This window comes from Nocardiopsis sp. NPDC006938 (assembly GCF_042869555.1).
Taxonomy (GTDB): domain Bacteria; phylum Actinomycetota; class Actinomycetes; order Streptosporangiales; family Streptosporangiaceae; genus Nocardiopsis.
Genome location: NZ_JBIAGA010000017.1, coordinates 80,864 through 93,915 on the forward strand (window position 1 = coordinate 80,864; position 13,052 = coordinate 93,915).

General features: G+C 69.9%; 11 protein-coding genes. 7 read left to right on the forward strand and 4 right to left on the reverse strand.

Features of this window, described 5'->3' with window-relative positions:
- The first annotated feature begins 19 nt into the window (after positions 1-19).
- Together ACFYL4_RS22575 and ACFYL4_RS22580 are read left to right on the forward strand one after the other, a co-directional pair.
- The gene (locus ACFYL4_RS22575) at positions 20-1,252 is read left to right on the forward strand and encodes a multidrug effflux MFS transporter (RefSeq protein ID WP_357760190.1); all 1,233 of its coding nucleotides are present in this window, start codon (positions 20-22) and stop codon (positions 1,250-1,252) included.
- Between the two features lie 259 nt (positions 1,253-1,511).
- Complete coding sequence (locus tag ACFYL4_RS22580; protein WP_357760188.1) at positions 1,512-2,144, forward strand: LuxR C-terminal-related transcriptional regulator; 633 nt, start codon at positions 1,512-1,514, stop codon at positions 2,142-2,144.
- Positions 2,145-2,343: 199 nt separating this feature from the next.
- On the opposite strand, the gene ACFYL4_RS22585 is transcribed toward ACFYL4_RS22580, so the two are convergent.
- The 3 genes from ACFYL4_RS22585 to ACFYL4_RS22595 all read right to left on the reverse strand — a co-directional run bounded on the left by ACFYL4_RS22585 (position 2,344) and on the right by ACFYL4_RS22595 (position 5,721).
- Positions 2,344-3,756: a glutamate decarboxylase gene (locus ACFYL4_RS22585; RefSeq protein WP_387520686.1), complete on the reverse strand. Its 1,413-nt coding sequence runs from the start codon at positions 3,754-3,756 to the stop codon at positions 2,344-2,346.
- Positions 3,757-3,853: 97 nt separating this feature from the next.
- On the reverse strand, positions 3,854-4,549 hold the full coding sequence (locus tag ACFYL4_RS22590) for a response regulator transcription factor (protein ID WP_357760182.1): 696 nt from the start codon (positions 4,547-4,549) through the stop codon (positions 3,854-3,856).
- Entirely contained in the window at positions 4,546-5,721 is a 1,176-nt protein-coding gene (locus tag ACFYL4_RS22595) for a sensor histidine kinase (RefSeq protein WP_387520689.1), read from the reverse strand. The genes ACFYL4_RS22590 and ACFYL4_RS22595 overlap by 4 nt, the downstream gene beginning before the upstream one ends.
- A gap of 177 nt (positions 5,722-5,898) precedes the next feature.
- Here ACFYL4_RS22595 and ACFYL4_RS22600 point away from each other — a divergent pair, with 177 nt between their 5' ends.
- A complete protein-coding gene (locus tag ACFYL4_RS22600; RefSeq protein ID WP_357760176.1) occupies positions 5,899-6,141 on the forward strand; it encodes a hypothetical protein in 243 nt (80 codons plus the stop codon).
- Between the two features lie 93 nt (positions 6,142-6,234).
- Positions 6,235-7,050 (forward strand): NAD(P)H-binding protein, encoded by an 816-nt coding sequence (locus ACFYL4_RS22605; RefSeq protein WP_357760173.1) that lies wholly within the window; start codon positions 6,235-6,237, stop codon positions 7,048-7,050.
- A gap of 99 nt (positions 7,051-7,149) precedes the next feature.
- On the opposite strand, the gene ACFYL4_RS22610 is transcribed toward ACFYL4_RS22605, so the two are convergent.
- Positions 7,150-8,304 (reverse strand): acyl-CoA dehydrogenase family protein, encoded by a 1,155-nt coding sequence (locus ACFYL4_RS22610; RefSeq protein WP_387520692.1) that lies wholly within the window; start codon positions 8,302-8,304, stop codon positions 7,150-7,152.
- Positions 8,305-8,438: 134 nt separating this feature from the next.
- On the opposite strand from ACFYL4_RS22610, the gene ACFYL4_RS22615 reads away from it, so the two are divergent.
- The 3 genes from ACFYL4_RS22615 to ACFYL4_RS22625 all read left to right on the forward strand — a co-directional run bounded on the left by ACFYL4_RS22615 (position 8,439) and on the right by ACFYL4_RS22625 (position 12,900).
- The gene (locus ACFYL4_RS22615) at positions 8,439-9,131 is read left to right on the forward strand and encodes a helix-turn-helix domain-containing protein (protein ID WP_357760168.1); all 693 of its coding nucleotides are present in this window, start codon (positions 8,439-8,441) and stop codon (positions 9,129-9,131) included.
- An 88-nt stretch (positions 9,132-9,219) separates the two neighbouring features.
- Positions 9,220-10,845: a peptide chain release factor 3 gene (locus ACFYL4_RS22620; RefSeq protein WP_357760165.1), complete on the forward strand. Its 1,626-nt coding sequence runs from the start codon at positions 9,220-9,222 to the stop codon at positions 10,843-10,845.
- A 768-nt stretch (positions 10,846-11,613) separates the two neighbouring features.
- Positions 11,614-12,900: a citrate synthase gene (locus ACFYL4_RS22625; RefSeq protein WP_357760161.1), complete on the forward strand. Its 1,287-nt coding sequence runs from the start codon at positions 11,614-11,616 to the stop codon at positions 12,898-12,900.
- The last annotated feature ends 152 nt before the right edge of the window (positions 12,901-13,052 follow it).

Here is a 13,052-nt window from a genome sequence, read left to right on the forward strand (position 1 = left end):
ACGTAGAGAAGAGGAAGCCGTGCCCACCCAGCGTTCCGGCGACGTCCGCCGAGGCGAGTACCATCGCCGTGTCCCGCTCGGGATCGTCGCCGCCCTGAGTGGTGTCGCGCTTACCGGTCCGTTGGCCACGGACCTCTATCTCCCCGCCTTCCCACAGATGTCGCAGGACCTGGGCGCATCCGAAGCCCGGGTCCAACTCACCCTGACCGCGATGATGATCGGGATGGCCTTGGGCCAGTTGCTGCTGGGACCCTGTAGCGACGCCCTCGGTAGACGCCGACTCCTGCTGTCGGGCGTCGGCCTGTTCGCCGTGGTGTCCTTCCTGTGCACCCTGGCGACCTCCGCCGAAGTACTCGTGGTGCTCCGTTTCCTACAAGGAACGGCCGGGGCCGCGGGAGCCGTGCTGTCCCGCGCCGTGGTGCGCGACCTGTACACCGGGGACGACGCGGCCCGCCTCTTCACGCGGCTCATGATGATCACGAGCCTGGCTCCCGTGATCGGGCCGCCGCTGGGTGCGCAGATCCTGACCGTGGGGTCGTGGCAGCTCTGTTTCGTCGTGCTCGGGCTGCTCGGGGCGGCCAACTTCGTGATGGTGTGGTTCGGGATTCCCGAGACCCTGCCGCGCGACCGGCGGACCCCTCTGCGGTTGGGCCCGCTCCTCTCGAACATCGGTCGCCTGTCGAGCGATCCGCGCTTCCTCGCACCGATGTTCGCGCTCGGCCTGAGTTACGCGGCGATGTTCACCTACATCTCCAGTTTCTCGTTCGTGTCGCAGAACGAGTTGGGGGCCACCCCGACGCAGTTCGGGCTGATCTTCCCCCTCAACGCGGCCATGTTGATCCTGGCCAACCAGATCAACTCCGTGCTCATCGGCCGCATGAACACCGCCGCGCGCCTGCGGATCGGTTTGGTCCTGGGGCCGACGGCGGTAGCCGCTTTGACCGCTCTTCAGATGTTCGGGGAACCGACGCTGGTTTCGGTGTCAGGAATCCTCCTTCTGTTGATGTTCTCGATGGGGTTCGTCTTCCCCAACGCGACGACCTTGGCGCTGTCGGAGCAGCCGGCCTCCGTCGCCGGAACCGGTTCGGCTCTCATGGGCACGATGCAGTTCGCACTGGGCGGGGGACTCTCCGCCCTGGCCGGTCTCACCGCCACGGGCGGTGCGACGCTGGTGAGTATGACCGTCGTCATGGCCGCGACGGGTGTCCTCGGCACAACACTCTTCGTGGTTCTGCGGCGAGACGGGGTCTGAACCGCCCACCGCCCTTACTCACCGCCCGCGCCACCGGCGCGGGCGGTTCGTGTTGTCCCTGGTCACGTCTGTGCTCGTGGCCGGTTCCGGCCGTGCGTCGCGCGAGGTTTGTCCTGCGCATCGCTGCTTCTGTAGCGTCAAAGACGCATAAAGAAGGTTGTCACGGGGCCGTGCCGACGACTCCGGGCAGGACCCGTCGGTCCGTTCCCGTCCCGCCGGACCGCTTGACCACCCGATGATGTGAAGGTGAGGAAGAGCGATGTCGTTCAAGGTCGTGGTCTCCACCAGTTGCTCCGCACTGAACCGCAGGATTCACTACGCGGCCGAGGCAGCGGGCTGGACCGCGGTCCCCGCCGTGACCGACGACGAGCTCTCCGGGACCGCCGCCGCCGTCATCGAGTCCGATCAGTTCGGTGAGGCCATCCGCTACACCGAACGTGGGATACCCGTCATCGGCATCATGTACGGCACCGACGACCGCATGTGGAACGCCCCCGAAATCGGAGAGCTCTCCGGCTTGGTCGACCGGGACGACCGGGAATCCGAGTACACGGCGGCACTGCGCTCGGCCCTGGGCGGACGCAGCCACGTATCCCAGGAATTCGCGGCGCACATCATCTCCATGGTCGCCTCCCGCAACGCCCTCGCCACCATGGACTACACCGACCTCGAGCGGCTCAGTGCCAGGGAGGGCGAGGTCGTGGAGCTCGCCGCACGGGGCGCGGACAATGCCGAGATCGCGGCGACGCTGACGATCGAGGTCAGTACCGTCAAGTTCCACATCTCCAACATCCTGCGCAAGCTCGAGTTCCGGGATCGCACCGAGCTCATCGCCCGTCTCGGCGCGAGCCTGGCCTCCGGGGCCTGGCCCGAAAGGGCCATGTCCAAGTGAGGCCCGGAGCTGGAGGTGTCGTCGACGCCATCAAAGGCCAGCTCAGCCTCGAACGGCACGGCGGACCACGCCCCGGCCGGAGAGTTCTCCGCACGGCTCAGTGCCTGCTTGCCGTGGCGGCGGCGACCCGGCACACCTGGGAGCCCAACGCACCGGTCAAGCGGTTCTGATCGCCTACGACCACTGAAGACTCCATCACCTAGGAGTCCGGGGGCAGGACGGTCGATCCGGCGCCGTGGTTGAAACCGCCCGCCTCGTCCCGCGTGAGCGAGGGCGTGGGCGGGTGGCCGCGCAGGTGCTCGATCGCCCGCTCCAGGTCGTCCAGGAACAGGTCCGCCATGTCGTGGCTGAACCCGTGCCGGACCAGCACGCGCTGGATGACCTCGTCCTGGCGGTCGGCGGGCAGCGGATAGGCCGGGACCAGCCACCCCCGGGTGCGCAGGCGGTCGGCCAGGTCGTACAGGGTGAAGGGTTCGTCACCGACCAACCGCCACGCCACGGCGCTGATGCCCCGGTCCGGGTCGCCGCCGTGGATGATCTCGAACGGACCCATCGCGGCCACCCGCGCCGCCAGGTGCCGGGCGGTCTCCAACTGGGCGCCGTGCACGCGTCGGTAGCCCTCGCGACCCAGGCGGACGAAGTCGTAGTACTGCGAGATCACCTGCCCGCCGGGGCGCGAGAAGTTCAGGCTGAAGGTGGCCTCGTGTCCGCCCAGGTAGCTGACCTGGAACACGAGCTCCTCCGGCAGGTCCTCGGGGGTGCGCCAGACCGCCCACCCGGCGCCGAGCGGGGCCAGGCCGGTCTTGTGCCCGGAGGCGTTGATCGAACGGACCCGGGGCAGCCGGAAGTCCCACACCAGGTCGGGGGTGGAGAACGGGGCGACGAAAGCGCCGTTGGCGCCGTCCACGTGGATGCGGATGTCGTGGCCGGTGCGCTCCTCGAACGCGTCGAGGGCCTCGGCGATGCCCCGCACGTCCTCGTACAGGCCGGTGAACGTCTGGCCGAAGTTGCAGACCACCATGATGGTGTTCTCGTCGCAGTGGCGGGCGACGTCGTCCGGCTCCATCAGGTACCGGTCGCCGCTCAGCGGGACCTGCCGCAGTTCGACGTCGAAGTAGCGGGCGAACTTCTCCCAGCACACCTGGACCGGACCGCAGACCAGGTTGGGCCGGTCCGCGGCCTTCCCCGCGGCCGCGCGCCGCTCGCGCCAGGCGAACTTCGCCGCCAGCCCGCCGAGCATGGCGGCCTCGCTGGAACCGGTCGTGGAGGTGCCAGGGGTCCCCGCCGGGTCGGGGGAGTGCCACAGGTCGGCGAGCATGCGCACGCAGCGCCGCTCCAGCTCGGCCGTCTGCGGGTACTCGTCCTTGTCGATCATGTTCTTGTCGAGCGACTCGTCCATGAGCCGGTGCACCTCGGGCTCCACCCACGTGGTGCAGAAGGTGGCGAGGTTCATCCGCGAGACGCCGTCCAGCATGAGCTCGTCGTGGACCAGCTGGTAGGCCACGCGCGCCTCGGTCCCCAGGCGCGGGAACCCCTCCTTGGGCGCGCCGTGCCGCATCAGCCGTTCGGCGTAGACGTCGCGGTCGTTGTCGCCGCCCTCGTTCCTGCCCATCCGCGCCCCCGAACCCTCTGTGATGACCTGATCACCACCAGTATGCGATCCGAGGGGGTGCGCGGCGTGGAGGACCCGCACGGCACCCGGCGCGGCCTCACCCCTGGTCCTCGTCCAGGAGTCGGGCGTCGTGCACCATCAGGGCGATCTGCACGCGGTTGTTCAGGTCGAGCTTGGTGAGGACGCTGGACACGTGGGTCTTGACCGTCGGCACGCTCAGGAACAGGCGCGCGGCGATGTCCGCGTTCGACCGCCCCTCGCCGACCGCCACCGCCACCTCGGTCTCGCGCGCGTTCAGCGCCGACAGCCGGGCCCGGGCGCGGGCCGCGCGGTCGCCCGGGTCGTTCTGCACCACCCGGGCCATCAACCGCCGCGTCACGTTCGGGGACAGGACGGGGAACCCGCGCGCCACCCGCCGCACCGACTCCACGATCTCCTCCGGCGGGGTGTCCTTGAGCAGGAACCCGGCCGCCCCCGCGCGCAGGGCGCGCAGCACGTGCTCGTCGGCGTCGAAGGTGGTGAGCACCAGCACCTCCGGCGGGTCGGGCAGGGCGCGCAGGCGCTCGGTGGCGGTGAGGCCGTCCACCGTGGGCATGCGGATGTCCATCAGCACCACGTCGGGGGAGTGCCGCTCGACCAGCTCCTGGACGGCGCCGCCGTCCTCGGCCTCGGCGAGCACCCGCACGTCCGGGGCGCCGCCCATCATCATCACCAGGCCCACCCGCACCAGGGCGTCGTCGTCGACGATCACCACACCGATCCGACGGTCCACGTCCGGCTCCGTTTCGCTCATGAGGGCCACGGTAGCCACGCGGACAGCAGCCAGCCACCGTCGGCGGCCGGGCCGTACTCCAGACGCCCCGAGGCCAACGAGACGCGCTCGGTGAGACCCACCAGGCCCTGCCCTCCGCCCGGCGCCTCGGGGGCGGTCTCCGGCGCACGCGCGGGCGGGCCGTTGCCCACCTCCACGTTCAGGCCCCGGCCCGGGGTTTCCGAGATCCGCACCGTCGTCCGGGCCCCGGGGGCGTGCTTGCGGGCGTTGGTGAGCCCCTCCTGGACGATCCGGTAGGCGGTGCGACCGGTGCGTTCGGGGATCTGACCGGAGTGCTCCTCCACGAGCTCCACCTCCGACCCGGTGTCACCGGCCTCCTCCACCAGTTGGGCCAGGTCGGCCATGGTGGGCTGGGGCAGTTCGCCCACCGGAGCCCGCAGCACGCCGATCACCTCGCGCAGGTCCTGGAGCGCCTGGTGGGCGCTCTCCCTGATCACCCCGGCCGACCGGGCGATCTCGTCGGCGGGGGCGTCCGGGCGGTACTCCAGCGCTCCCGCGTGCACGCTCAGCAGCGACAGCCGGTGGCCGAGCACGTCGTGGATCTCGCGGGCGATCGACTCGCGGACCCGGTGCTGGGCCTGTTCGGCGCGCAGCTGCGCCTCGGCCTCGGCGTGCGCGGCCCGCTCCCGCAGCGAGTCCAGGAGCTGGCGCCGGTGCTGCACCGACAGGCCCCACCCGGCGGCCGCGGTCAGGAAGACGGCGCTCAGCATGAACGTCATCAGCACCGGTGTGTCGTACGGGTCGGGGTGGACGAGCGCTCCCACGTAGGAGGCCAGGAAGCTCAGGCCCAACACCGTCAGGCCCACCCTCGGCGGGCGGTGGACGCACAGGGAGAAGAGGGCGGCGAGCATCGCCCCGCCGGCCAACGAGACGAAGCCGGAGATCGCGATCAGGGCCACGGCGATCCCCACCGGCCAGCGGCGGCGCCACCACAGGGCGCCGCAGCAGGCCAGGGCGATCAGCTGTTCGGTGACCCGCCACGGGTCGGGCGGCTCCGGGGGAGGGGGTTCGCCGGGCAGGGTCACCGCGCCCATGAGCCCGAAACCCACCGCGACCAGGAACATCATGGTGTCCACGACCCAGTCCCGCGCGCCGCGCCGGTACCGCTGCCGGGAGGTGGTCGTGTCGTTCATCGTCTCGGAGTCTAGGCAGTGGGCGGCCGTGGGGAGCCGGTGGAGGGGAGAGTCGATACCGAAGGCCGCGGGGACGCTACTTTGGTCGCTTTCCGAGGTCGGAGGGGGAGACCTCGGTTCGTAGGGGGAGGCCGCACGGCCGATCCGGGACCGGGGGCGGGTCCCTAGGCTCCCCCCATGAGCAGAGCACTCCAGGGCCTGGGAGCCCTCCTCGTCCTCATGGGGGTCAGCGGGGCCGTCGACCACCTGTGGGCGCAGCCGGTCTTCGGGATCGTGCTGAACGCCTTCAACCGCCTCGTGGTGGGTCACGTCGACGTGCTCCGGGAGAACGCCCTCCTCGCCAACCTCGGGTTGGCCGTGTGCGGGGTGGTCCTCGTGATCGCCGTGGAGTCGTTGACGTCCGCGCGGCGAGGCCGCTGAGGAGCGGGTACGCCGTTTCGCGCTCGTTCGACCCCCGGGAGTGGGTACCGTCAGCAGGCGGAGCACCCGCGCGTGAACCTGGGGGATCACCCGATGAGCACACTGGTCACCGGCGCCACCGGACAGGTGGGCCGACGTGTCCTGACCGAACTGCGCAGACGCGGCCTGCCCGCCGCCGGTGCCTCCAGGGACGGTGAGGTGCGGTTGGACTGGACCGACACCACCAGCTGGGAACCGGCGCTGGAGGGGGTGGAGGGCCTCTTCGTCACCGTGCCGATGGCCAGTGGTCTGGCCGACCGGGCGGGGGCCTTCCTGGAGAAGGCGGCCGGGTCCGGGGTGCGGACGGCGGTGCTGACCACCGCGATGGGGTCCGAGAACGGGCCGCCCGACTCCGAGCAGCGCGTGCTGGAGCGCCGAGTGCGGGAACTGTTCGACCGGTGGACGGTGGTGCGTCCGAACTGGCTGGACCAGGACTTCACCGAGGGGTTGTTCGCCCGGTTGGCGCGCTCCCGGAACGGGCGCCTGGAACTGCCGTTGCGCAAGCACGCGACGGTGAGCTTCGTGGACGCCCGCGACGTCGCCCACACCGTCGTCGCGGCGTTGACGGACGAGTCGCTGCACGGCCGGGAGTACACGCTGACCGGCCCGGCGCCGGTGAGCTTCCGCGACGTCGTGCGGATGACGAAGGGCACCGAGAGCCCGGTGTGGCGGTACAAGAGGGTCGACGAGGCGGGGTTCTACTTCCGGGCGACCAACATGGGCTGGTCGGACCGGTACGTGGACACGCTCAACGAGCGGTTCCGGGCGGTCGCCAACGGGCAGGCGGCCGTGGTGACCGACGACGTGCGCCGGGCGCTGGGGCGGGACCCGGTGCCCATGGCGAAGTTCGTCCGCGAGTCCGTGCACTGACGGCGGCGGTGCGCGCGGCGGGGTGCCGGTTCCCGGTCCACCTCGGCGTCGCGCTCACCGCGTTCGGGGCCCTGCCCTCGTGGGGCAGGGCCGTACCGCCTACTTCAGGAGCTGGCGGGCCATCACCATGCGCTGGATCTGGTTGGTGCCCTCGTAGATCTGGGTGATCTTGGCGTCGCGCATCATGCGCTCCAGCGGGAAGTCCTTCACGTACCCGGCGCCGCCCAGCAGCTGGACGGCGTCGGTGGTGATCTCCATGGCGGCGTCGGAGGCGTAGCACTTGGCGGCGGCTCCGTAGAAGGCCAGGTCGTCGTCGCCGCGCTCGGACTTGGCGGCGGCCACGTAGACCATCTGCCGTGCGGTCTCCAGCTTCATGGCCATGTCGGCGAGCATGAACTGGATGCCCTGGAAGTCGGCGATCGCCTTGCCGAACTGCTTGCGTTCCTTCACGTAGGCCACGGCGTGGTCCAGGGCGCCCTGGGCGATGCCGACGGCCTGCGCGCCGATGGTGACGCGGGTGTGGTCCAGGGTGCGCAGGGCGATCTTCAGGCCCTCGCCCGGCGCGCCGACCATGCGGTCGCCGGGGATGGCGACGTCGTCGAAGAACAGTTCCCGGGTGGGGGAGCCCTTGATACCGAGCTTGCGCTCGGGCTCGCCCAGGGTGAACCCGGCGTCGTCGGCGTGGACGACGAACGCGGAGATGTTGCGGCCCCTCCTGCCCTCGGGGTCGGTGACCGCCAGCACGGTGTAGTACTCGCTCACACCGGCGTTGGTGATCCAGGACTTCTGGCCGTTGAGGACCCAGTCGTCGCCCTTGGGGGTGGCGAGGGTGCGCATGGCGGCGGTGTCGGAACCGGCCTCGCGCTCGGACAGCCCGTAGGAGAACATCGCCTCGCCGCGCGCGACCGGCGGCAGGTAGCGCTGCTTGACCTCCTCGGAGGCGCCGAGGATCAGCGGCATGGTGCCGAGCTTGTTGACCGCGGGGATGAGGGAGGAGGAGGCGCACACGCGGGCGACCTCCTCGATGATGACGCAGGTCGCGAGGGCGTCGGCGCCGACGCCCTCGTAGTCCTCGGAGATGTGGGCGGCGTGGAAGTCGGTGGCGACCAGGGCGTCGAGCGCGTCCTGGGGGAAGGAGGAGGTCTCGTCGACCTCGGCGGCGTGCGGGGCGATCTTGTCCTCGGCCACGGAGCGGACCGCCGCCCGCAGCTCCTCGTGCTCCTCGTTGGTCTTGAACAGGTCGAAGTCGCCCATCACGCTCTCCTCGCTCTGGCACCGCGTGCCTGGATATGGCATTCGGTGCCAGGGTAGGAGATCATCGGTGCGAAGTACACAGACGGGGTCGTATACCTTGGCGCCGGACGAGCCGCCGGGAAAGAGCGGGGGAGGTGGACGTGGCGACGACGCGTGTGTCGACCCGCGAGGCCGTGCTGGCGGCGGTGCGACTGTTCGCCGCCGAGGGCTTCGACGGCACCACGATGGACGGCATCGCCGCCGCCACGGGGGTGAGCCGACGCAGCCTCTTCCGCCGGTTCGGTTCCAAGGAGGACCTCCTCTTCGCCGAGCACGACGAACTCTTCGAGACGGTCGTGCGCTACATGGAGGCGTCTCCCGAGCCTCCGACCGCCACGGTGGTCGCCGCCGCCCGCCTGGTCTTCCAGGGGTACGTGCGCGACCCGGAGATCACGGTGCCCCGCTACCGGCTGGTCCGCGCCCATCCGCGCCTGCGCGACCGCGAGGTGGCGATGACCGCCCGGTACCAGGCCGCGTTCAGCCGCTTCCTGGCCCAGAGCACCGGCGCCGACCGCCCCTCGTTGGAGGTGGAGGTGGTCGCGGCCGCCGTCATCGCCGCTCACAACCACGTGCTGCGCGGGTGGCTGCGCGAGCCGGGCGACACCCGGGTCTGGGACCGCTTCGACCGGGCGATGTCCCGGGTCGCCGACCTCGCCGAGCCGCTGTTGGGCGGCGGGGCGCGGCGCGAGGCGGGCCGGGAGAGGGTGCTGGTGGCGGTCTACCCGAGTGACTCCGACCCCTCCGACCTGCTGAGACGCGTCTCCGAGGCGGTCGAGGGCGACCGGTGACCCGATCGGGTCCCGGGTGCGTCCGCGCGCGCGTAGGCTGGACGGGGCCGAAAGCAGGGCAGTAGACGAGGCGGGGCGGACAGCGCAGATGAGCGTGGACACGGCGGGAGCGACCAAGCAGGAGTCCGAGGTCGCCCAGGAGGCGGAGCGGCGGCGGACCTTCGCGGTCATCTCCCACCCCGACGCCGGTAAGTCGACGCTGACCGAGGCGCTGGCGCTGCACGCGGCCGCCATCTCCTCCGCGGGTGCGGTGCACGGCAAGGGCGACCGCAAGGGCGTCACGTCGGACTGGATGGAGATGGAGCAGGACCGCGGGATCTCCATCACCTCGGCGGCGCTGCGCATCGACTACGACGACCGCGTCCTGAACCTGCTGGACACCCCGGGCCACGCCGACTTCTCCGAGGACACCTACCGGGTGCTCTCGGCGGTCGACTGCGCGATCATGCTGCTGGACTCGGCCAAGGGCCTGGAGCCGCAGACCCTCAAGCTCTTCGACGTGTGCCGGGCCCGGAAGATGCCCGTCATCACGTTCGTCAACAAGTGGGACCGTCCCGGGCGTGAGCCGCTGGAGCTCCTCGACGAGATCGAGCAGCGCATCGGCCTGCGCCCGACCCCGCTCAACTGGCCGGTCGGTATCGCGGGCGACTTCCGCGGCCTGGTCGACCGCACGAGCGGCACCTACACCAAGATGACCCGTACGCCGGGCGGCGCCCAGAAGGCGATCGAGGAGGTCCTCGACGCCGACCGCGCCGCCGAGGTCGAGCTGGACGCCTGGGAGCAGGCGCAGGAGGAGATCGAGCTCCTGGAGGCGCTGGGCGCCGACTTCGACCACGAGTCGTTCATGGCGGGGGAGTCGTCGCCGGTGCTGTTCGGTGCCGCGTTGTCCAACTTCGGGGTGGGCCAGCTGCTGGACACCGTCGTGGGCCTGGCGCCCGCGCCCTCGGCCAAGGTCGACGACAGGGACAGGCCGCGTCGGGTGGAGCAGCCGTTCTCCGGCCAGGTCTTCAAGATGCAGGCCAACATGGACAAGAACCACCGGGACCGGATGGCGTTCGTGCGGGTCAGTTCGGGCCGGTTCGACCGGGGCATGGTGCTCACGCACGCGCCCACGGGGCGCCCCTTCGCCACCAAGTACACCCAGGCGGTGTTCGGGTCGGACCGCTCCACCATCGACACGGCCTTTCCGGGCGACGTGATCGCCCTGGTCAACGCGCAGGCGCTGGCGGTGGGCGACACCCTGTTCGACGGCCCGAAGGTGTCCTTCCCGCCGATCCCGAGCTTCGCGCCGGAGCACTTCGTGGTTGCGCGCGCGGTGGACGCGGGCAAGTACAAGCAGTTCCAGCGGGGTATCGCCCAGCTCGACGCCGAGGGCGTGGTGCAGGTCCTCACCTCCGACGTGCGCGGTGAGCAGGCTCCGGTGCTGGCGGCGGTGGGCCCGCTCCAGTTCGACGTGGTCAAGCACCGCATGGAGCAGGAGTTCCGCAGCCCGATCGAGGCCTCTCCGCTGGAGTACTCGGTGGCCCGCCGTACCGACGAGGAGTCCGCGCCGACCCTGCACGGGCTGTCCGGCGCCGAGGTGTTGCGCCGGCGCTCGGACGGCGAGCTGCTGGTGCTGGTGCACAACAAGTGGCGGCTGCGGGTGATCGAGCGGGACCACCCGTCCCTGTTCATGGAGGCCCTGCTCGCCGGTGGGGTCGACGAGGGGGCGTAGACCACGGCCCCCTCGGGGGTCGGATTTCCCGGCAATGCGCGCACGTATTGTTTACCGGCGGTGAATGCCGGTCACCCGTTGTCGACTTCGGTCCCGTTCTGCGGGGCCTTTCGGCGTGCCCTGGGAGCGGGGCCGTACGGCGGGTGAACAAGAGGGACCAATGACACGTCCGTGAAACGTGTGAACTCCCGTGCTCGGGGCACATACTCAGGTCCCTGGAGCGTCGGGGAGGGCGCTGGGCGCGGTCTCCGCTGGCGCCTCCCAGGGGTGGCAGAGGCCAAGATCACCGAGTGGGGAGGCCCCGCCTCAGCCCCGGTGATCAGGGCGAAGGTACTCTGACAGTAGGCCGCTAGGGCGTGTTCGGGCACCTGGCCGCACGGGTTCCACCCGAGTCTGTCCGCATCTGTGAAACGCGGGCCGAGGGGCGGCGCGCGGGCGTCCCACGGGGTGTTCGCCGCGTTCAGGGGACCGGTTCGGGAGGCCAGGGCCCACGGCGGGAGAACCCCGCCGGTGGCCGTGATGTCTCAGGGCGATCACGGCGTTATCGATGTTCGGCAAAGTCTGTAAATCTTCACCTCACGGTAATTCTGATCACGTCTGGGTATGTGTTGCATGTCACCTGTTCGTGAATCGGTGAAACTTATATGATTTTGCTTAACCTTCGTTTAACAAAACAGAACAATAACGAGTGAAGAGGATCGCGGCGGCGGATCGCCTCGCGTCCGACGCACCTCACGTATCCCCCGCCTGGAAAGGTTGACCTCGGGCATGAGCGATGACAAAGAGCGCACGGTGGAGCTCCACTACGAGGGCGGCGTGCTGAAGCTGCCGGTTTTCACCGGTACCGAGGGTGAGAGCACCATCGAGCTGAAGACCCTGCTGGGGTCGACCGGTATGACGACCCTGGACCCGGGGTTCGGCAACACCGCTTCGTGTAGCTCGAAGATCACCTACATCGACGGGGCCGCGGGCATCCTGCGCTATCGCGGGTACCCGATCGAGGACCTCGCCGTACACAGCACCTTCCTTGAGTCCGCCTACCTCGTGATCTACGGCGAGCTGCCGGAGCCCGGCGAGCTCAAGGAGTTCTCCGACAAGCTGCGCGACAACTACGACATCCCGGCCGAGATGGCCGCGTTCATCGACGCGATGCCCCGCAACGGCCACCCCATGTCGCTGATCGCCAGCGCCGTGAACACCCTCGCCGCGTACTACGACGACAGCGTGGACCCGGACGACGAGGCCCAGGTCGAGCTCGCCACGATCCGGCTGATGGCCAAGCTGCCGACGATCGCGGCCCGCATCTACCGCAACTCCATCGGTGAGGCGCCGATCGAGCCGGACACCTCGCGCGACTACGTCGACAACTTCATCCGCATGACCTTCGGCGACAAGGCTCCCACCGGCGAGCTGGAGGAGCTGTTCAACAAGGCCGTCGGCATGCTGCTGGTGCTGCACGTCGACCACGAGCTGAACTGCTCCACCGCCACCGTGCGCGTGGTCGGTTCCTCCAAGGCCGACATCTACGCCAGCGTCGCCTCGGGCATCAACGCCCTGTCCGGCCCGTCCCACGGCGGCGCCAACCAGGCCGTCCTGGAGATGCTGGAGGAGATCCGCGACTCCGGGATCTCCATCGAGGACTTCCTGGAGAAGGTCAAGGCCCGCGAGATGCGTCTCATGGGCTTCGGGCACCGGGTCTACAAGAACTTCGACCCGCGCAGCAAGGAGATCAAGGTTCTGGCCAGCCAGATCCTCGACAGCGACGAGAACCCGGACGAGCTCTTCGCGCTGGCCCTCAAGCTCGAGGCCGCCGCTCTCCAGGACTCGTACTTCACGGACCGCAAGCTCTACCCGAACGTCGACTTCTACACCGGCGTCATCTACCGCACCATGGGCTTCCCGACCAACATGTTCACCGTGTTGTTCGCGATCGGCCGCCTGCCCGGCTGGGTCGCCCACTACCGCGAGCAGCTGCACGACCCGGCCTTCCGGATCGCCCGCCCGCGCCAGCACTACATCGGTTCCGCCGAGCGCCGCTACCCCGGCCAGGGCTGATCCCACCGGAGTGCCGAGAACGCCCGCCCGCGTCACCGACGGGGCGGGCGTTCGCGTGCCCGGGGGCGCGCGGCCGGGGCTTCGGAACCCGATCCCGATTCCGGTGCTGAACCTCCCTTTTCCCGTATTTTGCGTACTTTCTGTCATCGGTA

What these genes read in the sequence shown, in the direction of transcription:
- ACFYL4_RS22580 (WP_357760188.1), top strand. Translation starts at nt 1,512, where the DNA reads ATGTCGTTCAAGGTCGTGGTCTCCACCAGTTGCTCCGCACTGAACCGC.
- ACFYL4_RS22585 (WP_387520686.1), bottom strand. Translation starts at nt 3,756, where the DNA reads ATGGGCAGGAACGAGGGCGGCGACAACGACCGCGACGTCTACGCCGAA.
- ACFYL4_RS22590 (WP_357760182.1), bottom strand. Translation starts at nt 4,549, where the DNA reads ATGAGCGAAACGGAGCCGGACGTGGACCGTCGGATCGGTGTGGTGATC.
- ACFYL4_RS22595 (WP_387520689.1), bottom strand. Translation starts at nt 5,721, where the DNA reads ATGAACGACACGACCACCTCCCGGCAGCGGTACCGGCGCGGCGCGCGG.
- ACFYL4_RS22600 (WP_357760176.1), top strand. Translation starts at nt 5,899, where the DNA reads ATGAGCAGAGCACTCCAGGGCCTGGGAGCCCTCCTCGTCCTCATGGGG.
- ACFYL4_RS22605 (WP_357760173.1), top strand. Translation starts at nt 6,235, where the DNA reads ATGAGCACACTGGTCACCGGCGCCACCGGACAGGTGGGCCGACGTGTC.
- ACFYL4_RS22610 (WP_387520692.1), bottom strand. Translation starts at nt 8,304, where the DNA reads ATGGGCGACTTCGACCTGTTCAAGACCAACGAGGAGCACGAGGAGCTG.
- ACFYL4_RS22620 (WP_357760165.1), top strand. Translation starts at nt 9,220, where the DNA reads ATGAGCGTGGACACGGCGGGAGCGACCAAGCAGGAGTCCGAGGTCGCC.
- ACFYL4_RS22625 (WP_357760161.1), top strand. Translation starts at nt 11,614, where the DNA reads ATGAGCGATGACAAAGAGCGCACGGTGGAGCTCCACTACGAGGGCGGC.